This is a genomic window from Streptomyces sp. YIM 121038 (assembly GCF_006088715.1).
In the GTDB taxonomy this organism is placed as follows: Bacteria; Actinomycetota; Actinomycetes; order Streptomycetales; family Streptomycetaceae; genus Streptomyces.
Window position 1 is genome coordinate 8821636 of sequence record NZ_CP030771.1, and the last position, 24232, is coordinate 8845867.

Here is a 24232-nt window from a genome sequence, read left to right on the forward strand (position 1 = left end):
GAGGGCCCGCGATACCTCGCCGGCGCGGAAGCAGCGGCCCGGCGCGCTAGAGGGTCGCGTCGAGGTCCTTGGCGTAGTACTCGATGGCGGGACGGTAACCGGCGATCTCCGGATCTCGGCTCGTGGTGGCGATCAGGTTCAGCAGGAGCGCCATGGCGTCATGGTGCCGCCCCGTGTTGTACAGCGCCATGGCGAGGAAGGTCCGCAGCGCTCCGTCGTCGGGGTACTCCGCCACCGCGTCCCGGAGGACGGCGACGGCCTCCGGGTACTTGCCGAGGACGCGATACGTACTGCCGAGACCCAGGAGGGCCCCGCGGCGGTCCTCGTCGGAGAGGCCGGGGCGCTGGATCGCGCGCAGGTAGTGCGGCAGGGCCTCGGCCTCCAGGCCGAGCGTGTCGTGCACCCAAGCCGTCTGGTAGGCGACCTCGGCGTCATCGGGGTGGCTTTCGCTCAGGGGGAGCAGGAGGGCGCGGGCCTCCTCACGACGGCCGCTCTCCCGTAGTCGGACGGCCTGGGCGAGTATCTCGTCCCGGCCGGTGCCCGCCCGGACCTCCGCGTTGCCTTCCTGAGGGGCCGCGCCGCCCTCCTGAGGTTCCGCGCCGCCGTTCCGTCCCGTGCCGTCGGTGTCGTTCATGCCGTGCTCCCGTCCCCGTAGCCGTCCCCTGCGTCAGGAGGCGCCCGTGTCCCGTCACCCGAACCGACCCTGTCGCCCCTCGACGGCAGGACCCGCCGTGGGACTCAGCCGTCCGACTGGCCGCCCGGATGTCGGGGCGCGTGCGGGCGGAACAGACCCTCCTGGACGACCGATACGAGCAGCCGTCCCTCCCGATCGTAGATCCGCCCGCGCGCCAGGCCGCGGCCCCCCGTCGCGATCGGCGACTCCTGGTCGTACAGGAACCACTCGTCGGCCCGGAACGGCCGGTGGAACCACATGGCGTGGTCCAGCGAGGCCATGTCGAAGCCGCGCGGCCCCCACAGCGGCTCCACCGGAATGCGGACGGCGTCCAGGAGCGTCATGTCGCTCGCATAGGTGAGCGCGCAGGTGTGCACGAGCGGGTCGTCGCCCAGGGGGCCGACGGCACGCATCCACACCGCGCTGCGCGGCTCGGCGCCCCGGACCTCCTCGGCGGTCCAGCGCAGCCGGTCCACATAGCGGATGTCGAAGGGCTGGCGCCGAGCCATGCGTTCCAGCTGCTCGGGGAGCGCGCCCAGGTGTTCCTTGATCTCTTCGGCGACCGTCGGCAGCGACTCCGGGTCGGGGGCGTCGATGCGCGGCGGCAGCTGGTGTTCGAAGGAGCCCGGTTCGGGCTTGTGGAAGGAGGCGGTCAGATTGAAGATGGTGCGGCCCTGCTGGACGGCCGTGACGCGGCGCGTGGTGAAGGAACGCCCGTCACGGACCCGCTCGACCTGGTACACGATCGGCACGCCCGGGCGGCCCGGGCGCAGGAAGTACGCGTGCAGCGAGTGCACCGGTCTGTCGCCCTCCGTGGTGCGCCCGGCGGCGACGAGCGCCTGCCCGGCGACCTGCCCGCCGAAGACGCGCTGCAAGGACTCCTGGGGACTGCGGCCGCGGAAGATGTTCACCTCGATCTGCTCGAGGTCCAGCAGGTCGACCAGTCGGTCCGCGGGGTTGTTCATGGGAAGTCCTCGACTCCTGTCCGGGAACGTGGGGAGCTCAGAGCTGGCCGACGTCCGTGACCCGGACGACGGCGCGGCCCTCCGCGTCGGAGGCCGCGAGATCGACCTCCGCGCCGATGCCCCAGTCATGGTCGCCGTTCGGGTCGGCGAACGTCTGGCGGACGCGCCACAGACCGTGCTCGGGATCCTCCTCGATGCGCAACAGCTTGGGGCCGCGCGCGTCCGGCCCGGTGCCCAGGTCCTCGTACTCGTCCCAGTACTTGTCCATGGCCTCGCCCCACGCGTCCGCGTCCCAGCCGGACTCGGCGTCCATCTCGCCCAGCTCGTCCACCTGGTCGAGGGCGGCGAGCTCGACACGGCGGAAGAGCGCGTTGCGCACGAGCACGCGGAAGGCACGGGCGTTGGCCGTCACAGGCTTGACCTCGTCGGCCTTCTCCTGCGCTTCCTCGGCCGTCATGACCTCCGGGTTCGCCAGCTGCTCCCACTCGTCCAGGAGGCTGGAGTCCACCTGGCGGACCATCTCGCCGAGCCAGGCGATCAGGTCCTCGAGGTCCTCGGACTTCAGGTCGTCCGGGATGGTGTGCTCCAGGGCCTTGTACGCGTTCGCCAGGTAGCGCAGCACGATGCCCTCGGTGCGGGCGAGCTCGTAGAAGGAGGTGAACTCGGTGAAGGACAGCGCCCGCTCGTACATGTCCCGGATCACGGACTTCGGCGACAGGGGATGGTCGCCGACCCACGGGTGGCTGGTGCGGTAGGTGTTGTAGGCGTGGAAGAGGAGCTCCTCCAGCGGCTTCGGGTAGGTGATGTCCTGCAGCCGCTCCATGCGCTCCTCGTACTCGACGCCGTCGGCCTTCATCAGCGCCACGGCCTCGCCGCGCGCCTTGTTTTGCTGGGCGGCGAGGATCTGGCGCGGGTCGTCGAGCGTGGACTCCACGACGGAGACCATGTCGAGGGCGTACGAGGGCGACTCGGGGTCGAGGAGCTCGAAGGCGGCCAGGGCGAAGGTGGACAGCGGCTGGTTGAGCGCGAAGTCCTGCTGGAGGTCGACGGTCAGGCGCACGATGCGGCCGGTGGCGTCCGGCTCGTCGAGCTTCTCCACGACACCGCCGTCGAGCAGCGAGCGGTAGATGGCGATGGCGCGGCGGATGTGGCGCAGCTGCTGCTTGCGCGGCTCGTGGTTGTCCTCCAGGAGGCGGCGCATCGCCTCGAAGGCGTTGCCCGGCCGGGCGATCACCGCGAGGAGCATGGTGTGGGTGACGCGGAAGCGGGAGGTCAGCGGCTCCGGCTCGGCGGCGATGAGCTTCTCGAAGGTGCTCTCGGTCCAGCCCACGAAGCCCTCGGGGGCCTTCTTGCGCACCACCTTGCGCCGCTTCTTCGCGTCGTCGCCCGCCTTCGCGAGCGCCTTCTCGTTCTCGATGACGTGCTCGGGCGCCTGCGCCACCACGAAGCCCGCCGTGTCGAAGCCCGCGCGCCCGGCGCGGCCCGCGATCTGGTGGAACTCGCGGGCGCGCAGGGTGCGCACGCGACTGCCGTCGTACTTGGTGAGCGCGGTGAACAGCACGGTGCGAATGGGCACGTTCACGCCGACGCCGAGAGTGTCGGTGCCGCAGATGACCTTCAGGAGGCCCGCCTGGGCGAGCTTCTCGACGAGGCGCCGGTACTTGGGCAGCATCCCGGCGTGGTGGACGCCGATGCCGTGCCGCACGTAGCGCGAGAGGTTGCGGCCGAACTTGGTGGTGAAGCGGAAGTTGCCGATCAGCTCGGCGATCTGGTCCTTCTCGGCGCGCGTGCACATGTTGATGCTCATCAGCGACTGCGCCCGCTCCACGGCCTGGGCCTGCGTGAAGTGCACGATGTAGACCGGGGCCTGCTTGGTGTCGAGGAGCTCGGTGAGCGTCTCGGTGATGGGCGTGAGGCGGTACTCGTACGACAGCGGCACCGGGCGCGTCGCGGAGCGGACGACCGACGTGGGGCGCCCGGTGCGGCGGGTGAGGTCCTTCTCGAACATCGAGACGTCACCGAGCGTCGCGGACATCAGGATGAACTGTGCCTGCGGCAGCTCAAGCAGCGGAATCTGCCAGGCCCAGCCCCGGTCGGCCTCGGCGTAGAAGTGGAACTCGTCCATGACGACCTGGCCGATGTCGGCGTCCTTGCCGTCACGCAGCGCGATGGAGGCGAGGACCTCGGCGGTGCAGCAGATGACGGGGGCGTCGGCGTTCACCGAGGCGTCGCCGGTGAGCATGCCGACGTTCTCGGTGCCGAAGAGCTTGCACAGCTCGAAGAACTTCTCGGACACCAGGGCCTTGATCGGGGCGGTGTAGAAGGTGACCTCGTCGCGGGCGAGCGCCGCGAAGTGCGCCCCGGCCGCGATCATGCTCTTGCCGGAGCCGGTGGGCGTCGACACGATCACGTTCGCGCCGGACACGACCTCGATCAGAGCCTCCTCCTGGTGGGGATAGAGGGTGATGCCGCGCTCCTGGGCCCAGCCTTCAAAGGCTTCGTAGAGGGCATCGGGGTCGGCGTCCTGCGGCAGCTGATCGATAAGGGTCACACCCCCATCTTGCCTTCCCGCTGCCCGGATCAGGGAACCGGACGACGGCTCCAAGATCATGAACGCTACGCTGGGTCGTCAACGGGGCATCGCGACAACAGAAATGGGGCGGGCAGCACCGATGATGGGACCGGCACACTCACTGTCAGGGGCGGCGGCCTGGCTGGGGGTCGGGGCGGCAGCCACGGCCGCCGGGCACTCGATGCCCTGGCCGGTCCTCCTGGTCGGCGCCCTGATCTGTGCCGGGGCCGCGCTCGCCCCGGACCTCGACCACAAGTCGGCGACCATCTCGCGCGCCTTCGGCCCGGTGTCCCGCGGCCTGTGCGAGATCGTCGACAAGCTCTCGTACTCCGTGTACCGCGCCACGCGCAAGCAGGGCGATCCGCGCCGCTCCGGCGGGCACCGGACGCTCACCCACACCTGGGTGTGGGCCGTCCTGATCGGCGCGGGCTCCTCCGTGCTCGCGGTGACCGGCGGCCGGTGGGCGGTGCTCGCCCTGCTCTTCGTGCACATGGTGCTCGCGATCGAAGGGCTGCTGTGGCGGGCGGCGCGCGGTTCGAGCAGCGATGTGCTGGTGTGGCTGCTCGCCGCGACCAGCGCCTGGATCCTGGCCGGGGTTCTGGACAAACCGGGCAATGGTGCGGACTGGCTGTTCACCGGAGACGGCCAGGAGTATCTGTGGCTGGGCCTTCCGATCGTGCTCGGCGCGCTGGTGCACGACATCGGGGACGCGCTGACGGTATCCGGCTGCCCGATCCTGTGGCCCATCCCGATCGGCCGGAAGCGCTGGTATCCGATCGGGCCGCCGCGGGCGCTGCGGTTCCGGGCGGGGAGCTGGATCGAGCTGAAGGTGCTGATGCCGGTGTTCATGCTGCTCGGGGGAGCGGGCGGCGCGGTCGCGCTGAACTTCGTCTGAGGCCGGGGCGGCGCCGCGACGGCCCGGCGGATGGCGCCCGGGCCCGGACCGATGCCTTCGGCGGTGCCTGCCCGGGGCGAGAGGGCGAGGAGAGCGAGGGCACGCGGGGCCATGCCGCTGCCGCCGCCCTGGCCGGGCTGCCCGGCGAACCGGGACGGGGCCTGACCGCGAGGTCACGGCCCGGACCCGGCCTGAGGCTCAGGCCGAGCGGTCCTGCCAGGGCGGGCGGCCTGAGCCTCAGGCCGAGTGCCAGCCTCAGGCCGAGTGCCAGCCTCAGGACGCGTGCCGGCCTCGGGTCCCGCGTCGGCCTCGGGCCCCGCGCCGGGCCGAGCCCCGGGCTCAGTCCCGCCACCCGCTCCAGCCCTCCATGCCCCAAGTCCCCACCACACCCCCATCAGCAGGCACACCCCGCCACACCCCACCGCAGTGGTCCGCAGCACCGCGTCGTGGGTCGCCCCGGTGCTCGCCCCGTCGGCCCGGTCGGTGATGGCTCCGGTGAGGCCCACGCCGAGGCCCGCCGCGAGGGTGAGGGCGGTCTTGGTGACGCCGGAGGCCTCACCGGCCCGCTCGGGGGTGATGACGGCCTGCGTGGCGATGAGGGTCAGCGCGTTGGCGATGCCGAGGGCCGCGCCGCACGCGGTGGCGGCGGTGAGGTACGCCGTCAGCGAGGAGGCCGCGGGCAGCGAGCCGAGGCCGAGCGCCCCCGCGCCCAGGCAGGCCGTCATGAGCGGCACGGCGGCGCGCGTCGGTACGCGTCCGGCGAGGGGGCCCGCGACCGCCATGGCGAGGGCCGGGGCGAGGAAGGCCTGACCCGCGGAGGCGACGGGGAGCGCCCACCGCCCCTGGAGCGCGAGGGGGACGACGAGCAGGAACATCACGGCCGCGGTGTTGGCGGCGGCCCCGGCGAGCGTGAGCGCCACGTACGGCCCGTTGCGGAAGAGCGTGAGTCGTACCAGTGGCCGACGGGCGGCACGTTCGTACCGTACGAACAGGACCAGCAGGCCCGTCACGACCAGGGCCCCTACGCAGAGCGCGGGGCGGGGCAGGGCCGGGCCACGGTCGATGAGGACGCCGAGAGCTGCGAGCGCGGCCGTCGCGGTGAGCAGGCCTCGCCAGTCGACGGTGCGGGACGCGTCGGTGTCGTGGCTCTCGGCGGTGCGCGCCGCGCAGATCGCTCCGAGGGCGGCGAGCGGGACGTTGAGCCAGAAGACGGCCCGCCAGGACACGGCGTCGGTGAGGGCGCCGCCGATGAACGGCCCGCAGGCGGTGGCGATACCGCCGATGCCGAGGGCCCAGCCGGTGGCGCGGCCGCGCAGATGGCCGGGGTAGAGGTTGGTCAGGAGGGACAGGCCCACCGGCATGATCATTGCCGCGCCCGCGCCCTGGGCCACGCGGGCGCCGACGAGGAGGGGGAGCGACGCGGCGAGCGCGCACACCACGGATGCCGTGCCGAAGAGGGCGAGCCCGGTGACCAGGAGCCGCCGACGTCCGAGGAGGTCGCCGAGGCGTCCGGCGCCGAGCATCAGGGTGCCGGTGGACAGCAGATACGCGCTGATCACCCACTGCGGGCCGGACCCGCCCGCGTCCAGGTCGCGACCGATCCGCGCCAGGGCGAGGCTGAGGCCGAACGCGTCGAGCTGGATGCAGAAGACGCCCAGGGACAGGGCGAGGAGAGCGCATCTGCGTTCGCCGACCGACGCTGTGACCGACGCTGTGACCGACGCCGTGACCGACGCCGTCGGGCTCCCGTCGCCCGGCGGTACTGCGCTGACGTCGTTGCCGGTGTGTGTCCGCATGGTCCTGCCTCCTCCGCCACGTGGTGAGCGGGCGGCTTGAGGGCGCTACTCACCGTGGACACCGCCGTCAGGGTGTACGGCGGTGGACGTGCTGGTTGGGGGAGGGAGCTGGTGCAGCCGGAAGGCGCCCTGGGGAGCGGGGCGTCGCTGCGGGAGATCCGGGACCTGGAGGCCAGGGAACCGGCGAACGGGGGGGAACCGGCGAGCGGGAGGACCGGGGAACGGGGACCCGGAGATCTGCGGGGCCGACGAAAAGGTGAATCCAGAAAAACTGAGACCTGGAGAACCTGAGGGCCACGGAAAGGGGCAGGGACGCCGAATGAAGGGGCGTCGCCCTCGGGGGTCGCTCGATGAACGACTGAAGCAGCATCACCGTAACTGACACGGATTCACTTGCCAACCCCTTCGCCCGTGCGGTCACACGCCCGCGGAATCGGCGCGAATCGATGTTCGCCGGGCCGTGCGGGCCATGATTCGGCCATCAAAGCGGGGATCGTGGACGCATGCCCCGGCGGCCGTCCATGCCCTGTGGTGCCCCGCCGCCGAGTGTCGCGGCGGGCCATTCGCCGACCGTGGGGGACTGCCGTGTGGTGGGGCTTGGACCCGGTCGGGCCTGGGGCGTTGCCGTGACAAGCCGGAAAGGTCCGCTTTCTCGAACCGGCGGCCTGAATCAGCCCCGGGGTGTTGGCTGCTGTTCGGCCTCCTGTTAGTACTTTCTTGCCGCATAAGAGGGACGGTTGTCGGGCGTTTCCCGCGCGTCTGTTGAAGGGTTCCGATAACAACCTTGCGGAATGGTTCCAGGTGGTGCGGCGGCGCTATGGCGCACGAGTGCGATGAATGCGTGACCGGCCCTCGGGCTGATCCTCGGCACCTGCAATTTCCGTACTTCTCACCACCGGCTCGGGCGGATGTGACGTCGTTGAACAGGCAGGAACGGAACGCGCAGGAACGGAACGCGTACAGACGGAACGCATACGGACGGAACACGCACGAACGGAACACGCACGGGCGGAACGTGCGGGCGGAACGTGCGGGAACTCGTCGAGGCCGTCGGCCCACGGCCTCGCACGGTGGCCCGTGGACGCGGGCCCGACGGCCTGAGACCGGTCCGCCCGCTCCTCTACCTCCCCCGGGAGGAGCGGGCGGACCTCTGCCGTCACGACCCCGTCACCCGTGCCAGGACTTCCACAGCGCCGCGTACGCGCCCTGGGCGCGCACCAGCTCGTCGTGGCTGCCGAGTTCGCTGATGCGGCCGCTCTCCACCACGGCGATGACGTCGGCGTCGTGCGCGGTGTGCAGGCGGTGCGCGATGGCGACCACCGTGCGGCCCTCCAGGACCCGCGAGAGCGAGCGCTCCAGATGCCGGGCCGCGCGCGGGTCCAGGAGCGAGGTCGCCTCGTCGAGCACCAGCGTGTGCGGGTCGGCGAGGACGAGCCGGGCCAGGGCGATCTGCTGCGCCTGCGCGGGCGTCAGGCTCAGACCGCCCGAGCCGACCTCCGTGTCCAGGCCCTCGTCGAGGTCCCGCGCCCAGGTGTGCGCGTCGACCGCGCCGAGGGCGTCCCACAGCTCGGTGTCCTCGGCCCCGGCCCTGGCGAGACGCAGATTGTCGCGCAGGGAGCCCACGAACACGTGGTGCTCCTGGTTGACGAGCGCCACGTGCGCGCGGACGCCCTCCGCGGGCATCCGGGCCAGTTCGGCGCCGCCGAGCGTCACCTGGCCCGTACGCGGTCCGTAGATTCCGGCGAGCAGCCTGCCGAGCGTGGACTTGCCCGCGCCGGACGGGCCGACGAGCGCCACCCGGGAGCCGGGTTCGACGGCGAGGGACACCTCGCGCAGCACGTCGACGCCCTTGCGGTAGCCGAAGTACACGTCGTCCGCGAGGACGTCGCGTCCGTCGGGCACCACGCCCGCGTCACCGGCGTCCGGCTCGATGTCGCGCACGCCCACGAGCCGGGCCAGCGAGACCTGCGCCACCTGGAGTTCGTCGTACCAGCGCAGGATGATGCCGATCGGGTCGACGAGCATCTGCGCGATGAGCGTGCCCGTCGTCAGCTGGCCCACGCCGATCCAGCCCTGCAGGACGAACCAGCCGCCGAGCATCAGGACCGCGAACAGGACGGTGATGTGGGTGGCGCTGATGACGGGGAAGAGGACCGACCGCAGATAGAGCGTGTAGCGCTCCCAGGCGGTCCACTCCTTGATGCGGCGCTCCGACTGCTCGACGCGGCGCGCGCCGAGGCGGTGCGCCTCCACGGTGCGGCCCGCGTCGACGGTCTCGGCGAGCGCGGCGGCCACGGCGGCGTACCCCGCGGCCTCCGAACGGTACGCGGCCGGGGCCCGTTTGAAGTACCAGCGGCAGCCGACGACGAGCAGCGGCACGGCGACGAGCAGTGCGGGTGCCAGCGGAGGCGCGACCACGGTGAGCCCGCCGACGAGCAGCACCAGCCAGACCACGCCGATGGCCAGCTGTGGCACGGCCTCGCGCATCGCGTTGGCGAGCCGGTCGATGTCCGTGGTGATGCGGGACAGCAGATCACCGGTGCCCGCCCGCTCCAGGACGCCCGGCGGCAGCCCGACCGACCGGACGAGGAAGTCCTCCCGCAGGTCGGCGAGCATGCGCTCGCCGAGCATGGCGCCGCGCAGCCGCACTTGGTGCACGAAGGCGGCCTGTACGACGAGCGCGAGCGCGAACAGGCCCACGACGCGCTCCAGATGGAGTTCGCGCGCGTCGTCCGACACGTCCTCGACGAGGCCGCCGAGCAGATACGGCCCCACCATCGAGGCGGTCACGGCGAGCGTGTTCACCACGACCAGCAGGACGAAGGCCCTGCGGTGCCGCCGCAGCAGCTCGCGCACATAGGTCCGTACGGTCGCGGGGGCGCCGACGGGCAGCGTCTCCGCCGTGGTCGGGGCCGCCGGGTCGTACTCCGGCGGCGCCAGGCCGATCATGCCGTCTCCTCGATGTCGATGGTGTGTACGCGGGCTCTTCGCGAAGCGGAGCCGGGGCCGGAGCCCGGGCCCGGGCCTGGGCCGGAGTCGGGGCCCGCGCCCTCGTCGGCGGGAGCGCGCCCGGCCCGGGCGGCGTCCACGGCCTGCGCCGACCCCGCCGCCCCGGCCGTCTCCTCAGGGGTCTCCCGGGTGACGACCGCGCGGTACTCCGGCTGGGTGACCACGAGTTCGCGGTGCACGCCGACGGCGCCTACCTCGCCGTCGCGCAGGAAGACGACGCGGTCGGCGCGGTCGAGGAGCAGCGGCGACGAGGTGAGGACGACTGTCGTGCGACCCGCGCGCAGCTCACGCAGGCCGTCCGCGATCCGGGCCTCCGTGTGGGAGTCGACGGCGGACGTCGGCTCGTCGAGGACGAGCGCCTCGGGGTCGGTGACCAGCGACCGCGCGAGCGCCAGGCGCTGGCGCTGGCCGCCGGACAGGGACCGGCCGCGCTCGGTGAGGTGCGCGGCCATCGGGTCGTCGGCCACGGAGCCCTGCACCAGCGCGTCTAGGACGTCGGCGCACTGCGCGGCGGCGAGCGCCCGTCGCGGACCGACCGCCCCGGACGCCGGTACGTCGAGCAGCGACCCCAGCGTTCCGGAGAGCAGTACCGGGTCCTTGTCCTGAACGAGGACCGCGGTGCGGGCGGTGTCGAGCGGCAGCTCGTCCAGGGGGACGCCGCCGAGGCGCACCGACGGCAGGTCCGTCTCGAACGCCGGGTGCCCGCCGAGCCGTTCGGCCAGCCGCCCGGCCGCGTCCGGGTCGCCGCACACGACGGCGGTGAAGCGCCCGGCCGGGGCGAGCAGGCCCGTGGCGGGGTCGTAGAGGTCTCCGGCGGGCACCACCGGTTCTCCGGCGGACAGCACCGGCTCCGCGGCGGGCGTCACCGGCTCCGCGGCGGGCGTCACCGGCTCCCCGATGGCCGTCACCGGTTCTCCTGCGGACGGCACCGGTCCTCCCGCGGACGGCACGGGCTCCCCGATGGGCGTCACCGGCCCTCCGGCGGACGTCACCGACCCTCCGGCGGACGCCGCGGACGAGCCCCCACCCCCCGCCCCGGTCGTGCGCTCCAGCGACAGCACCCGGGCCGCCCGCTGCGCGGAGGGCCGCGAGAAGGAGTACGCCATGGCGATCTCCTCGAAGTGCCGCAGCGGGTAGTTGAGCAGCATCACCGCGCTGTAGACGGTGACCAGCTCGCCGACCGTGACGCGGCCCTCGCGGGCCAGGTGCACGCCGTGCCAGACGAGCCCGATGAGCAGGAGGCCGGGGAGCAGGACCTGGATCGCGGAGATCACCGCCCACATGCGCGCGCTGCGCACGGCGGCGGTCCGCACCTCCTGCGAGGCGTGCCGGTAGCGGTCGAGGAACAGTTCCTCGCCGCCGATGCCGCGCAGCACCCTGAGGCCCGCGACGGTGTCCGACGCCAGCTCGGTGGCCCGCCCGGCCTTCTCGCGCTGGTGGTCGGCGCGGCGGGTCGCCCGGGGCAGCAGCGGCAGCACGGCGAGCGCGAGCACCGGGATGCCGACGGCGACGACGACGCCGAGCGCGGGCTCGTAGACGACCAGGCCCACACAGACGACGAGGACGGTCACGGCCGCCGCGGCGAAGCGCGACAGGGCCTCCACGAACCAGCCGATCTTCTCCACGTCACCGGTGGACACCGCGACGACCTCACCGGCGGCCACGCGCCGGGTGAGGGCGGCGCCGAGCCGCGCGGTCTTGCGGGCGAGCAGTTGCTGCACACGGGTCGCCGCCGTGATCCAGTTGGTGACGGCCGTGCGGTGGAGCATCGTGTCGCCGCCCGCGACGGCGAGCCCCGCGAGCAGGATGACGCCGCCGGCGAGGGCGAGCCGCGCGCCCGAGCCGTCGATCACGGCCTGCACGGCGAGGCCGACCATGTAGGGCAGCGCGGCGATGCCGAGGAAGTGCAGCAGCCCCCAGCCCAGCGACTTGAGCTGGCCGCCCAGCTGGTTCCGGCCGAGCCACAGCAGGAAGCGGGGGCCGGAGCGGGTGTCGGGTTCGCCCGGGTCGGCGTACGGAAGATCACGAATGTGCATGGGATCCCAGCTTCGGTGCGATACGCGTGGTGGTGCCGGACGGCGACGCGAGGGACACGGCGGTGAACGGCGTGGCGAACGCGGAATCGAAGGGCGTGACGGACGCGGTAACAAACCGTGCAAGGTTCGCGCCGCACGGTGGCCCGAAGCAAACGATTTTCCGGCGTCCGGCAAAGAGTCGGCCATGCCTGCCGGTGGGACGGGGGCGTCGGCGAGGGGCGGGGGAAGCCGGTGCGAGCATGGAGCGCATGCGTATAGCCGGTGTGGTGCGAACGGCGGCCGCGGCCGCCGCCTGCTCAGTCGTCCTGACCTCCTGCGGCGGCTCGGGCGGCGACGACGGAGGCGGCGCGGCGCACTCCGCGCAGGGCGGCGACCGCGGCGCGGCGCGGACCGACGCCGGCCTCAAGCGCATCCCCGACGTCGGCGACCGGCTCCAGGCCCGCATTCCCAAGAGCGCACGCCAGGTCGTCGCCGTCTACGGAGAGGGCGAGGACTCGGCGAAGGCCACGGTCGTCCTCTACACGAAGGCGGGAGCCGCCTGGAAGAAGACGCGCAGCTGGCCGGCCCACAACGGCAAGAAGGGCTGGACCCCGGACCACCGCGAGGGCGACAAGCGCAGCCCGGTGGGCGTGTTCACGCTCAGCGACGCGGGCGGCGTCCTCGCCGACCCCGGGGCGCGGCTCCCGTACACGCGGACCGCGGCCCTCCAGGCCCCGCACTACTGGCCGAAGACGCACTGGCACGACTTCGACTACGTCGTCGCGATCGACTACAACCGCGTCAAGGGCACCCCGCCGAACGACCCGACGCGCCCGCAGGGCCAGTCCAAGGGCGGCAGCATCTGGCTGCACATGGACCACGGCAGCGGCACCTCGGGCTGTGTGAGCCTGCCGAAGTCCGGCATGGCGTACCTGCTGCGCACGCTCGACCCGAAGCTGCGGCCGGTGGTGGTGATGGGGGACAGGGCGGCCCTCAAGTCCTGAGAGCCGCCCCTGAGGCATCGCCGCGCGGGGACCCCGCTCAGCTCGCCTTCGGCTTCTCCGAGTCCATGCCCGGCCGCGCCTTCCGCCACAGGCCCCGAGTGAAGTCGGGGATCTCCTGCGGCGCGCCCTTCGCCTTGATGGAGGCGTGGCTCAGCGGCACCGGCGCGGTCCACGTCGCCCCGTCGTACACGTCGAAGTCGGGGACGAGTCCGAGCCGTATGCACTGCATCAGGCGGAACACCAGGAGGTAGTCCATGCCGCCGTGCCCGCCCGGCGGATTGGCGTGTTCCTTCCACAGCCAGTGGTCGAACTCCGCCGCGTACTTGGAGAAGTCGCCCCACTGGTCGTCGGTGTGGTCCGGCTCGATGTAGATGCGGGCGGGGTAGTCCTCGAAGAGGCCCTTGGTGCCGCCGAGGCTGTTGACGCGGCTGTAGGGGTGCGGGGTCGACACGTCGTGCTCCAGGCGGATGACCCGCCCCTTGGCGGTCTGCACCAGGCTGACGGTCCGGTCGCTCTCGATGTACGTCTCCTTCCAGCTCGGGTCGCCCGGCGGCATGTGCGCCTTGCGGTACTCGGCGAGGCCGAGGGCGGGCGTGCCGAAGCTGGAGATGTGCGTGGCGCGGTCGCCGCGGTTGACGTCCATGTAGTTGGCGACGGGGCCGAAGCCGTGGTTGGGGTACAGGTCGCCGCGCAGCCGCGTGTGCCACAGGCGGCGCCACGGGGTCGCGTAGTACGTGGGGTCGAACATCAGCTGGCGCAGGTCGTGGTTGTAGGCGCCCGCGCCGTGCAGCAGGTCGCCGAACTTGCCCGCGTGCGCCATGCGCAGCACGCGCATCTCGTTCTTGCCGTAGCAGCAGTTCTCCAGCTGCATGCAGTGTCTGCGGGTGCGTTCGGACAGGTCGACGAGTTCCCACAGGTGGTCGAGGCGGAGGGCGAGCGGACACTCCACGCCGACGTGCTTGCCGTTCAGCATGGCCGTCTTGGCCATCTCGAAGTGCCAGTCCCAGGGCGTCGCCACGTACACGAAGTCGATGTCGCCGCGCGCGCAGAGCTTCTCGAAGTCGTTGTCCCCGTTGGTGTACGTCGCGGGGGCGGGCTGGCCCGCGGCGACGACCTTCTTCGCGGCCGCCGCGGTCTTGTCCTTGGCCGGGTCGCACAGCGCGACGACCCGCACGCCCGACTGCGCGAGGAACAGGTCGATCATGCCGCCGCCGCGGTTGCCGAGGCCGATCATGCCGACGCGGACGGTGGAGCGCGCCTCGAAGGGCACGCCGATCATGGTCTTGCCCTTGCGCGCGGGTGCCGCGCCCGCCGGGCCTTCGGCCGCCCCGGCCGTCCTGGCCGGGTCGGGGGTGTCGGCGCGGGCGGTGCCGCCCGCGAACGTGCCGAGCCCGAGCCCGGCCCCGGCGATTCCGGCCGTGCGCAGGACCGCGCGCCGGGAGTGACCGTCGGTGGATTCGTCAGGGACCGGTGTCGCGTTCTCGTCGTGCATCGGACCTCCGTCGTCACAGTGCCATGTCACTGGGCGGGGCCCACCCTGATGGCGGTGCGCACGGGACGCAAGAGACCGCGGTGGCCGAGGGCTTGGACTTTTCTCTTCCCCGGTGCGGGCGGCCCTCCCCTCCTGCGGGAGGCCCGCCCGCCCGCTCGGGGAGGGCGGTGGTCAGGGCCGCGTGGCCCGTTCGAGGGCGAGCAGCACCGAGCGGTACTCCCGGCCCGTGGCCTGTTCCATGCCCACCTCGCACATGCGGTTGGCCGAGAGGTACGCGTCGTAGGGCCGGGCCGTGACCTCCGCGGCCTCCGCGCGGGTCGCGGCCTCGCTCAGCTCGGGGTGCAGCATCCCCCGGTCCCCGGCGAAGGCGCAGCAGCCCGCGTCGTCCGGTACGACCACCTCGTCCGCGCAGGCCTCGGCGACGGCCCGCAGCTGCGGCTCGTCGCCCAAGTGCCGCATGGAGCAGGTGGGGTGGAGCACGGCGGAGCCCACGGTCCGGCGGACGGTCAGGCGGGGCAGGAGCTCCTCGGCGGCCCACACGACGGAGTCGACGACGGTCAGCTCCTCGTGCAGGGCGCGGTTGTCGGCCGTCAGATACGGCACCACCTCGTGCGCGATGCCGAGCGCGCAGGACGAGGCGTCCACGACGAGCGGCAGCGCGCCGCCCGCCGTCCAGCCCCAGGCGGCCTCGACGACGCGGTTGGCCATCACGCGGTTCCCGGCCTCGTACCCCTTGGAGTGCCAGATCGTCGCGCAGCACGTCCCGGCCACGTCGTCCGGAATCCACACGGGCCTGCCCGCGCGCGCCGACACGGCCACGACGGCCCGCGCCAGGGGCACCTCGCCCGGCCCGGCGAAGATGCGGTTCACACACGCCGGGTAGTACACGGCGGCGGCGCCCACGCGCGTGGTGCGCGGGAGGCGCCGGGCGGCGGCGCCGGGCAGCCGGGGCAGCCACTCGGGCACCAGGTCCGGGCGCACGGCCTTGCGGGCGGCGCGGGTCACGGCGGTCAGGAGCCGGTCGCCGGTCCGCTCCCCGGTCACCGCGCGGAGCGTCGCGGCGGCACCCAGCGCCAGCCGGGCGGAGGCCTCGACCTCCTTGAACCGGCGTGCGGCGAGCGCCGCCACGCGCTCCTCGCGGGGCGAGTGCCGGGCGTGCCGGAAGGACTTCATCAGGGCGCCGGTGTCGATGCCGACGGGGCAGGCCAGCTTGCACGTCGAGTCGCCCGCGCAGGTGTCGACCGCGTCGTAGCCGTACGCCGCGACGAGGCCGTCCTCGACGCCGGAGCCCGGGGCCTGGCGCATCATCTCCCGGCGCAGCACGATGCGTTGGCGCGGCGTGGTCGTCAGGTCCTCGCTCGGGCAGGTCGGTTCGCAGAAGCCGCACTCGATGCACGGGTCGGCGATCGCCTCCACCTTGGGGATCGTCTTCAGGCCCCGCAGATGCGCCTTGGGGTCGCGGTCCAGGACGACGCGCGGCGCGAGCACGCCGTCCGGGTCGATGACCTGCTTGGTGCGCCACATCAGCTCCGTGGCCTTCGGGCCCCATTCGAGCTCCAGGAACGGCGCGATGTTGCGGCCCGTGGCGTGCTCGGCCTTCAGGGAGCCGTCGAAGCGCTCCACGGTGAGGCGGCAGAAGTCGTCCATGAACGCGGCGTACCGCTCCACGTCCGCGGGCTCGGCAGCGTCGAAGGCGAGCAGGAAGTGCAGGTTGCCGTGCGCGGCGTGCCCCGCGACGGCAGCGTCGAAGCCGTGCCGCGTCTGGAGGGCGAGCAGCGCCTCACAGGCCTCCGCGAGCCGGGCGGGCGGGACCGCGAAGTCCTCGGTGATCAGCGTGGTCCCGGCGGGCCGTGAGCCGCCGACGGCCGTCACGAACGCCTTGCGGGCCGTCCAGTAGCCGGCGATCACCCCCGGGTCCCGCGTGAAGGCGTTCGTCACGGACGCGACCGGGGCGACGAGGTCGAGCCCCGCCGTCACCTCGGCGGCCGCCGCCTCGTACGCCTCCTGCCGCGCCTCGTCCGGAGCGCGGAACTCCACCAGGAGCGCCGCCGTGTCCTTGGCCAGACCGGCCCAGTCGGCCGGGACACCGGGCACGCGCACGGACGCGCGCAGGGTGTTGCCGTCCATCAGCTCCACGGCACGGGCCCCGGCGTCGTTGAACAGCGGCACGGCGGCGGCAGCGGCGGGCAGCGTGGGGAAGAACAGCAGCGCGCTCGACACGCACCGGTCGAGGGGCAGCACGTCGAAGACGACCTCGGAGATGAACCCGAAGGTGCCTTCGGAGCCGACCATGAGGCCGCGCAGGATCCGCACGGGCGTCGCGCCGTCGAGGAACGCGTCCAGGCGGTAGCCGTTGGTGTTCTTGATCTCGTACTTGGCCCGGATGCGGGCCGTGAGCTCGGGGTCCGCCTCGATCTCGCGCTTGATGTCGAGCAGGCCCGCGCACAGGGCGGGTTCGGCGTGCGCGAGCAGCGTGTCGGCGTCCGGATCGGCCGTGTCGACGACCGTGCCGGACGGCAGTACGAACGTCAGGGAGGCCACCGTGCGGTACGAGTTGCGGGTGGTGCCCGCCGTCATGCCGGAGGCGTTGTTCGCGACCACGCCGCCGATGGTGCAGGCGATCGCGCTCGCCGGGTCCGGGCCGAGGACGCGCCCGTGGCGCGCGAGCGCGGCGTTCGCGCGCACCACCGTCGTACCGGGGCCGATCCGCGCCCGCTCCCCGCCGCCGAGCACCTCGACGCCGGACCAGTGCCTGCGCACGTCGACGAGGATGTCCTCGCCCTGCGCCTGCCCGTTGAGCGAGGTGCCCGCCGCGCGGAAGACGACCTCGCGGCCCTTGCCGTGGGCGTACGACAGGACGGTCGACACGTCGTCGATGTCCTCGGCGACGACCACGACGCGCGGCACGAAGCGATACGGGCTCGCGTCCGACGCGTACCGGACGAGGTCGGATACGTGCGTGAGGACCTTGTCGGCACCCAGCAGCGCGACGAGGTCGCCGCGCAGCGGCTCGGGGGTGCCGCCCGCCCGCTCCCGCGGGAGCCGGTCGGGCGACGGCGTACGGCCGTCGGGGGCGGGGCGCAGCGCTTCGGGATCGGGCTCCAGCAGGGGCATGGCCTCTCCTCGGCGTCGTCGGCGGCTGCCCACCGCCACGGCGTCTCAGCGGCGGCACACCGTCCCGGTGGTCAGCAGTGGCGGCTCTCCGGCGCCTCGAACAGCGCGTCGAGCAGCCCGCCCAGCTGGGTGCGCTGGGTGGTGTCCAGTGGAGCCAGGATGTCCTCGGCGGCGGCCCGGCGCGCGCCGTGCAGCTCCCGCAGGGCCTCGTGTCCGCCGTCGGTGAGCTCGATGCGGACGACCCGGCGGTTGGTCGGGTCCGGGGCGCGGCGCACGCGGCCGCTCGCCTCCAGGGCGTCGACCAGGCTGGTGACGGCGCGCGGCACGACTTCCAGGCGCTGGGCGAGGTCGGCCATGCGCGGCGGCGTCTCGTAGTGCGCGAGGGTGCGAAGGAGCCGGGACTGTGCGGGCGTGATGCCGATGGGCTCCAGATGGCGCTTCTGGATGCGGTGCAGCCGACGGGTCAGCCGTAGCAGCTGCTCGGCGAGGAGTCCGTCGCTGTCCGATGTGCTCATGCCGGAACAGTACAGGACCTAGTGCATTGTGAGTATAGGTAACAGTGAGCTATGCTCCCAAGGTCGCCCTCGTCGGCGCGCCACCCGCGTCCGGCGCTCCCGCCGAAGCGTCATCCGCGCCCGGCGCTCCCGTCGACGCGCCAGTGGCGTGCGCGCCAGCGGCGTGTGCGCCACCGGCGTCCGCGTCACTGGTGCCCACATCACCGGTGTCCACGGAATCGGTGTCCATGGAATCGGCGTCCGCGTCGCCGCGTTCTCACGGACGCGGCCCGTCCGTGCCGTCCCGTTCGCACGGGCGGGGACACCGGTGACGCGGACGCGGACGCGGGTAGGGGCGCGGGCACGGCCAGTCCGTGCCGCCGCGGCCCCGAGGGCGCGACCCGTCCCCGTCGGCGCACCGCCGCCGACGTCCCACTACGTCCCGTAGGAGCCCATGCCTCACGAAGAACCCTCCCGGACCCCGGTGTCCGGTGAGCCGGAGGAGCCCCGTCAACTGCGCCGCATCCTGCGCCTCTTCCGCCCGTACCGCGCCCGCCTCGCCCTCGTCGGCCTGCTGGTGTGCGCCGCCTCCCTGGTGTCGGTGGTGACCCCCTTCCTCCTGAAGGAGATCCTCGACACCGCGATCCCGCAGGGCCGCACCGGCCTGCTGAGCCTGCTCGCCCTCGGCATGATCCTGAGCGCGGTCGTCACCAGCGTCTTCGGCGTCCTGCAGACGTTGATCTCCACGACCGTCGGCCAGCAGGTCATGCACGACCTGCGCACCGCCGTGTACGGCCGCCTCCAGCGCATGTCCCTCGCCTTCTTCACCCGCACTCGCACCGGCGAGGTCCAGTCCCGCATCGCCAACGACATCGGCGGCATGCAGGCGACCGTCACCTCCACGGCGACCTCCCTCGTCTCGAACCTGACGAGCGTCATCGCGACGGTCGTCGCCATGCTCGCCCTCGACTGGCGCCTGACCCTCGTCTCCCTGCTGCTGCTCCCGCTGTTCGCGTGGATCAGTCGCCGCGTCGGCCGCGAACGCAAGAAGATCGCCACCGAGCGGCAGAAGCAGATGGCCGCGATGGCCGCCACGGTCACCGAATCCCTCTCGGTCAGCGGCATCCTGCTCGGCCGCACGATGGGCCGCGCCGACTCGCTCACGCGCTCCTTCGCCGACGAGTCCGCCGAACTGGTGAGCCTGGAGGTCCGCTCCAACATGGCCGGGCGCTGGCGCATGGCCGTGATCACCATCGTCATGGCCGCGATGCCCGCCGTCCTCTACTGGAGCGCGGGGCTCGCCTTCCAGATGGGCGGGCCCACCGTCTCCATCGGCACGCTCGTCGCCTTCGTCTCGCTCCAGCAGGGCCTGTTCCGGCCGACGGTCAGCCTGCTCTCCACCGGGGTGCAGATCCAGACCTCGCTCGCGCTCTTCCAGCGCATCTTCGAGTACCTCGACCTGCCCATCGACATCACCGAGCGCGACCGGCCCGTGCGCCTGGACCGCGTCAAGGGCGAGGTCCGCTTCGAAGGCGTGGAGTTCCGCTACGACCCCCAGGGCGCGCCCGTCCTCGAAGGCATCGACATCACCGTGCCCGCGGGCGGCAGCCTCGCCGTCGTCGGCCCGACGGGCTCCGGCAAGTCCACGCTCAGCTATCTGGTGCCGCGCCTGTACGACGTGACGGGCGGCCGCGTCACGCTCGACGGCGTGGACGTGCGCGACCTGGACTTCGACACCCTCGCGCGCGCGATCGGCGTCGTCTCCCAGGAGACGTACCTCTTCCACGCCTCGGTCGCGGACAACCTGCGCTTCGCCAAGCCGGACGCCACCGAGGAGGAGCTGCACGAGGCGGCGCGGGCCGCCCAGATCCACGACCACATCGCGGCCCTGCCCGACGGGTACGACACGGTCGTCGGCGAGCGCGGGCACCGCTTCTCCGGCGGCGAGAAGCAGCGCCTGGCCATCGCCCGCACCATCCTGCGCGACCCGCCCGTGCTGATCCTGGACGAGGCCACCAGCGCCCTGGACACCCGCACGGAACACGCCGTGCAGCAGGCCATCGACGCCCTGTCGGCCAGCAGGACGACGCTCACCATCGCCCACCGCCTGTCCACCGTGCGCGGCGCCGACCAGATCGTGGTGCTCGACGGCGGGCGCGCCGTGGAACGCGGCACCCACGCGGAGCTGCTCGCACAGGACGGGCGTTACGCCGCCCTCGTCCGCAGGGACGCCCGGCTGGAGCCGGCGACGTAGAGATATGCCGGAAATATGACAAAAGGCGGGTTACCGTGCCCGCATGCACACCACCACCCCGCCACGGGGCACGAAACGCGGAGCGGTCCGGCTGACGCGCCGGGGCCGGATCGCCCTGATCGCCATCGGAGCCGTCGCGGCGGTCGCCGCCGTGGCGGTCCCGCTGCTGCTCCCGGACGACGACGTAGAGGCCCGGGCCCGGACGCTGACGATCCCCGAGGGCTGGCGCGCCGGCCAGGTGTACGAGGCCGTCGACGCCGCCCTGCACGTCTCCAAGGGCACCACGAGGAAGGCCGTCGACAGCGCGGGCCTCAAGCTGCCCGGCGACGCGGGCGGCAATCCGGAGGGCTATCTCTTCCCGGCCACGTACCCCATCGGTTCCCGGTCGACCCCGGCGTCCGTCCTGACGTACATGGTGGACACCGCGAACAAGAGGTTCAGCGGCGGCCACATCACCGCGGGCGCCGACCGGAACGCGGTCAACGTCTACCAGACCGTCACCATCGCGAGCATGATCGAGGCCGAGGCGGGCTCCAAGGAGGAGATGGGCAAGGTCGCCCGCGTCATCTACAACCGCCTCGACCGGGGCATGCCGCTCCAGATGGACTCCACGATCAACTACGCCCTCAACCGCTCCACGCTCAAGACCACCGCGCGCGACACCAAGCTGAACAGCCCCTACAACACGTACGCCCGCATGGGCCTGCCGCCCACCCCGATCGGCAACCCCGGCGAGGCCGCGGTGCGCGCCGCGACGAACCCGACGCCGGGGGACTGGCTGTACTTCGTGACCGTGAAGCCGGGGGACACGCGGTTCACCGCGAACTACGAGGAGCAGCAGCGCAACGTGGCGGAGTTCAACAGGAATCAATGACGAACCGTCACTAGACCTTGGGGGAAGGTGAGTTCACGTTCACGTAGGCCGGAAGTCGTCCTCGCGGTGCCGTGCCCCATTGATGGCTCGTCGCATCGTCGCTTCCATGGCTCTCCCGGCGGCGCCCACGCCGCAGGTCCGGTCGACGAGGGGGAGGGGAAGGGATGCGCCAGCACCGCGCCCGCGCGACGAGAGCCAGGAGATCCAGAGCACGACGGGGTGGTTTATCCGGTGCGGCGGCGCTGATCAGCGCCGCCGCACTCGTCGTTTCGGCGGGTCCCGCGCAGGCGGAGCCCGGGAAGCGGACGCCGCCCGGTCCCGGTGAGGTGATCCCGGGGCAGCGGACGAGCACGCCCGCCCTGGTGGACGGCATCCGGGAGCAGGCGCCCCGGGCGGACAGCGCGGCGGACGCCGCCCGCGCGTACCTGGAGCGGAAGGAGAGCCGCTACCGGATCGCCGACCCCGGCCGCGACCTGAGGTCCGCGCGGACCGCCAGGGCGGCGGGCGGCCAGGAGACCGTGCGGCTCCAGCAGAAGCACCGGGGCGTCCCCGTCCTGGGCGGCCAGTACGTCGTCCGCATGGAGAACAAGGGCGGCACACGCGTCGTCACCGGCACCTCCGGCAAGTACTTCACCGGGCTCAGGGCGGGCATCACCCCCGAGGTCAGCGCGGAGGTCGCCGTCGAGCGCGCCGTCGACGGCGTGTTCACGGACCTCACCACGGAGAACTTCACCCGCGCCGCCGGGGCCGAGGAAGCCGACGACGGCGAGATGCCCCTCAAGGGCACCGCCCGCGGCCTCGTCGTGCTGCCCAAGGGGCAGGGCCTCCTCACCCACCACGTCACCGTGCGCGGCACCGACCCGGCCACCGGAGAACCCGTGCTGCGCGAGGTCTACGTCGACGCGCGCGCCGGGTATCCCGTCCTCCAGTACAGCGGTATCAAGACGTTCGGCGGCGCGGCGCCGAGCGCCGTGCGCAAGGCGCCCGCGCCGCGCCGGGACGCTTCGGCCGAGCCGCGGGAGAAGGGCTCCGGCGTCACGCTGGACGGCAGGTCCGTCGACCTGGACGTGGAGCGCGACACCTGGCGCCAGCAGTACGTGCTGCGCGACACCACCCGCATCCCGGACGACGAGGGCTGGGGCCGCACCCTGTCCACCTGGGACGCGCGGGACAAGTCCGTCGGCGAGGTCATCCGCCAGTGGCCGCCCGGGATCCAGGAGTTCGGCTCGCCCACCCCGGCCTTCGGCAGCGAGGCGACCGGGGCGGGCGCGGTGGACGCGCACTGGGGCGGCGCCCGGGTCTTCGACTACTTCAAGAACAAGCACGGCCGCCTGAGCCTCGACGGACACGGCATGACCGTCAACTCCCTGGTGGGCGTGACGAACGGCGGACACCCGTACGTCAACGCCTTCTGGGACGGCGAGAAGATGGTGTACGGCAACGGCGACGCCGAGTACCGGCCGCTGTCCGCGGGCCTGGACGTCGTCGGCCACGAGATGACCCACGGCGTCGTGGAGAACACCGCCGCCCTCGTGTACGCGGGCCAGTCCGGCGCCCTGAACGAGGCGATGGCCGACTACTTCGGCAACGCCATCGAGAACGAGGCGTACGGCGTCGCCACCACCGACCCGGACGCGGGCCTGGTCGGCGAGCGGCTGTGCCGCACCAAGTCCCCGCGCGCGTGCGCCTTCCGCGACCTGGGCGACGGCCGGAACACCGCCAAGCACTTCCTCGGCGTCGGCTTCGGCACCGACAACGGCGGCGTGCACCTCAACTCCACCCTCTTCGCGGGCGCGCTCTGGGACGCCCGCGAGGACCTCGGCGACACCCTCACCGACAGAATCGTGTACCGGGCGCTCACCCAGTACCTGACCCCGCTCGACGGCTTCACCGAGGGCCGCGCCGCCGTGCTCGCCGCGGCCGGGGACCTGAACGCCGACGCGGGGCAGCTGAAGGCCCTGCAGCGCGCCTTCAACGCCCACGGCATCGTGCCCGGCTGGGAGCTGGCCCTCGGCGTGGACTCCGACACGCTGCTCGACCGGGTCAACACCAACGACACCCGCCTCGGCTCCGGCGGCGGCTGGTGGACCGCGTCCCGGTCCGACGAGACGGGCTCCGAGGCGTACTCGGTGTGGGCCGGACGCGCCGACGGCAGCGGCCGGCCCCAGCTGATGAGTCCCAACGACGGCCGCTACCACGTCAATCCCGCCACCGACGGCAAGACGGTGGTGTGGCAGGCGCACGGCCCCACCGGCGTGGACATCCTCGCCCGGCCGCTCGCGGGCGGCCCCGTCAAGAAGCTCTGGCACAACAGCCGGGGCGTCGCCGACGCCGTCGACGTCGACGGCGACGTCGTGACCTTCTCCCACTACAACCACGGCGGCCGGCAGGGCGTGACCTATCTGAGCCTGAAGGACCCGGCGAACAAGGTCAGCATCGGCGGCGGCACCTACCACCGCGCCTCCTTCCCGTCGGTGAGCAACGGCAGGATCGCCTACCAGGAGCGGCGCCGGGTGCGCGCCGAGTACGCGTACACCACCCGGCTCATCGACGTCGCCACCGGCGAGAACAAGGTGGTCGAGCAGGTCCCGGGCAGCACGAGTCTCGGCCCGACGGCCGTCACCGGCACGCACGTGTTCTGGCTGCGCGACGCCGTCCGGGGCGAGGGGACGACCTCCCTGCGCCGCGCGGACATCGACGGCTCGCACATCGTCGACCTCAGCCCCGAGTCCGCCCCCGGCGCGCTGAACGCGTACGACCTGACGGCCTCCGACCAGGCGGTGACCGTCGGCGCCCGGCTGCCCGACACGACGTGGCGCAACGAGACGCTGGCCAAGCTCTGGCAGTTCGCGGCGAGCGGCGACCCGAAGGACCCGGCCACGCGCAAGGGCCGCGTCTCCTGCAACCGCGGCGAGCAGCTGTCCGCCGCCGCGGGCCCCGGCGGCCAGGTGGTGTGGATCGACGCGACCACCGGCATCAGCCAGGTCGTGACGCGCGCACGGCCGACCGGTACGTGCTCCTGAGCAAGACGGTCCGGTGGCCCGCCGCCCGGGCGGGCCACCGCTCCCGAGCCCC

The 24232-nt window shown here is 72.8% G+C and carries 14 protein-coding genes; 5 read left to right on the plus strand and 9 right to left on the minus strand.

Going from position 1 to position 24232, the window contains the following annotated elements:
- Nucleotides 1-46 precede the first annotated feature (46 nt).
- The 3 genes from C9F11_RS36765 to C9F11_RS36775 all read right to left on the minus strand — a co-directional run bounded on the left by C9F11_RS36765 (nt 47) and on the right by C9F11_RS36775 (nt 4249).
- The gene (locus C9F11_RS36765; protein WP_138963900.1) at nt 47-634 is read right to left on the minus strand and encodes a tetratricopeptide repeat protein; all 588 of its coding nucleotides are present in this window, start codon (nt 632-634) and stop codon (nt 47-49) included.
- A 104-nt stretch (nt 635-738) separates the two neighbouring features.
- A complete protein-coding gene (locus C9F11_RS36770; protein WP_138963902.1) occupies nt 739-1638 on the minus strand; it encodes an acyl-CoA thioesterase II in 900 nt (299 codons plus the stop codon).
- Between the two features lie 37 nt (nt 1639-1675).
- Nucleotides 1676-4249, minus strand: coding sequence for a DEAD/DEAH box helicase (locus tag C9F11_RS36775; protein ID WP_138963904.1), 2574 nt, complete (start codon nt 4247-4249; stop codon nt 1676-1678).
- 61 nt (nt 4250-4310) lie between these two features.
- On the opposite strand from C9F11_RS36775, the gene C9F11_RS36780 reads away from it, so the two are divergent.
- Complete coding sequence (locus C9F11_RS36780) at nt 4311-5105, plus strand: metal-dependent hydrolase (RefSeq protein WP_138963906.1); 795 nt, start codon at nt 4311-4313, stop codon at nt 5103-5105.
- A 173-nt stretch (nt 5106-5278) separates the two neighbouring features.
- Here the strand turns inward: C9F11_RS36780 and C9F11_RS36785 are convergent, their stop codons facing one another.
- From C9F11_RS36785 to C9F11_RS36795, 3 genes are all read right to left on the minus strand, one after another.
- Nucleotides 5279-6901 carry an MFS transporter gene (locus C9F11_RS36785; protein ID WP_138963908.1) on the minus strand — a complete coding sequence of 541 codons (1623 nt, stop codon included), beginning with the start codon at nt 6899-6901 and terminating at the stop codon, nt 5279-5281.
- A gap of 1167 nt (nt 6902-8068) precedes the next feature.
- Nucleotides 8069-9850: an ABC transporter ATP-binding protein gene (locus tag C9F11_RS36790; RefSeq protein ID WP_138963910.1), complete on the minus strand. Its 1782-nt coding sequence runs from the start codon at nt 9848-9850 to the stop codon at nt 8069-8071.
- Nucleotides 9847-11946 carry an ABC transporter ATP-binding protein gene (locus C9F11_RS36795; RefSeq protein WP_138963912.1) on the minus strand — a complete coding sequence of 700 codons (2100 nt, stop codon included), beginning with the start codon at nt 11944-11946 and terminating at the stop codon, nt 9847-9849. The genes C9F11_RS36790 and C9F11_RS36795 overlap by 4 nt, the downstream gene beginning before the upstream one ends.
- Nucleotides 11947-12194: 248 nt before the next feature.
- Here C9F11_RS36795 and C9F11_RS36800 point away from each other — a divergent pair, with 248 nt between their 5' ends.
- Nucleotides 12195-12929 (plus strand): L,D-transpeptidase family protein, encoded by a 735-nt coding sequence (locus tag C9F11_RS36800; protein ID WP_138963914.1) that lies wholly within the window; start codon nt 12195-12197, stop codon nt 12927-12929.
- 37 nt (nt 12930-12966) lie between these two features.
- On the opposite strand, the gene C9F11_RS36805 is transcribed toward C9F11_RS36800, so the two are convergent.
- From C9F11_RS36805 to C9F11_RS36815, 3 genes are all read right to left on the minus strand, one after another.
- Complete coding sequence (locus C9F11_RS36805; protein ID WP_138963916.1) at nt 12967-14421, minus strand: Gfo/Idh/MocA family oxidoreductase; 1455 nt, start codon at nt 14419-14421, stop codon at nt 12967-12969.
- 171 nt (nt 14422-14592) lie between these two features.
- Nucleotides 14593-17535 carry an FAD-binding and (Fe-S)-binding domain-containing protein gene (locus tag C9F11_RS36810; protein WP_138963918.1) on the minus strand — a complete coding sequence of 981 codons (2943 nt, stop codon included), beginning with the start codon at nt 17533-17535 and terminating at the stop codon, nt 14593-14595.
- A 71-nt stretch (nt 17536-17606) separates the two neighbouring features.
- On the minus strand, nt 17607-18050 hold the full coding sequence (locus tag C9F11_RS36815; protein WP_138963920.1) for a MarR family transcriptional regulator: 444 nt from the start codon (nt 18048-18050) through the stop codon (nt 17607-17609).
- A gap of 433 nt (nt 18051-18483) precedes the next feature.
- On the opposite strand from C9F11_RS36815, the gene C9F11_RS36820 reads away from it, so the two are divergent.
- The 3 genes from C9F11_RS36820 to C9F11_RS36830 all read left to right on the plus strand — a co-directional run bounded on the left by C9F11_RS36820 (nt 18484) and on the right by C9F11_RS36830 (nt 24180).
- Nucleotides 18484-20283: an ABC transporter ATP-binding protein gene (locus C9F11_RS36820; RefSeq protein ID WP_138963922.1), complete on the plus strand. Its 1800-nt coding sequence runs from the start codon at nt 18484-18486 to the stop codon at nt 20281-20283.
- Nucleotides 20284-20326: 43 nt separating this feature from the next.
- Complete coding sequence (gene mltG, locus C9F11_RS36825) at nt 20327-21157, plus strand: endolytic transglycosylase MltG (protein ID WP_138963924.1); 831 nt, start codon at nt 20327-20329, stop codon at nt 21155-21157.
- A gap of 362 nt (nt 21158-21519) precedes the next feature.
- The gene (locus C9F11_RS36830; protein WP_249402039.1) at nt 21520-24180 is read left to right on the plus strand and encodes a M4 family metallopeptidase; all 2661 of its coding nucleotides are present in this window, start codon (nt 21520-21522) and stop codon (nt 24178-24180) included.
- The last annotated feature ends 52 nt before the right edge of the window (nt 24181-24232 follow it).

Bases quoted from the DNA above. Each gene is read 5' to 3' on its own strand.
- C9F11_RS36775 (WP_138963904.1), bottom strand. From the start codon at position 4,249: ATGATCTTGGAGCCGTCGTCCGGTTCCCTGATCCGGGCAGCGGGAAGG.
- C9F11_RS36785 (WP_138963908.1), bottom strand. From the start codon at position 6,901: ATGCGGACACACACCGGCAACGACGTCAGCGCAGTACCGCCGGGCGAC.
- C9F11_RS36765 (WP_138963900.1), bottom strand. From the start codon at position 634: ATGAACGACACCGACGGCACGGGACGGAACGGCGGCGCGGAACCTCAG.
- C9F11_RS36795 (WP_138963912.1), bottom strand. From the start codon at position 11,946: ATGCACATTCGTGATCTTCCGTACGCCGACCCGGGCGAACCCGACACC.
- C9F11_RS36805 (WP_138963916.1), bottom strand. From the start codon at position 14,421: ATGCACGACGAGAACGCGACACCGGTCCCTGACGAATCCACCGACGGT.
- C9F11_RS36780 (WP_138963906.1), top strand. From the start codon at position 4,311: ATGATGGGACCGGCACACTCACTGTCAGGGGCGGCGGCCTGGCTGGGG.
- mltG (WP_138963924.1), top strand. From the start codon at position 20,327: ATGCACACCACCACCCCGCCACGGGGCACGAAACGCGGAGCGGTCCGG.
- C9F11_RS36820 (WP_138963922.1), top strand. From the start codon at position 18,484: ATGCCTCACGAAGAACCCTCCCGGACCCCGGTGTCCGGTGAGCCGGAG.
- C9F11_RS36790 (WP_138963910.1), bottom strand. From the start codon at position 9,850: ATGATCGGCCTGGCGCCGCCGGAGTACGACCCGGCGGCCCCGACCACG.
- C9F11_RS36770 (WP_138963902.1), bottom strand. From the start codon at position 1,638: ATGAACAACCCCGCGGACCGACTGGTCGACCTGCTGGACCTCGAGCAG.
- C9F11_RS36815 (WP_138963920.1), bottom strand. From the start codon at position 18,050: ATGAGCACATCGGACAGCGACGGACTCCTCGCCGAGCAGCTGCTACGG.
- C9F11_RS36800 (WP_138963914.1), top strand. From the start codon at position 12,195: ATGCGTATAGCCGGTGTGGTGCGAACGGCGGCCGCGGCCGCCGCCTGC.
- C9F11_RS36810 (WP_138963918.1), bottom strand. From the start codon at position 17,535: ATGCCCCTGCTGGAGCCCGATCCCGAAGCGCTGCGCCCCGCCCCCGAC.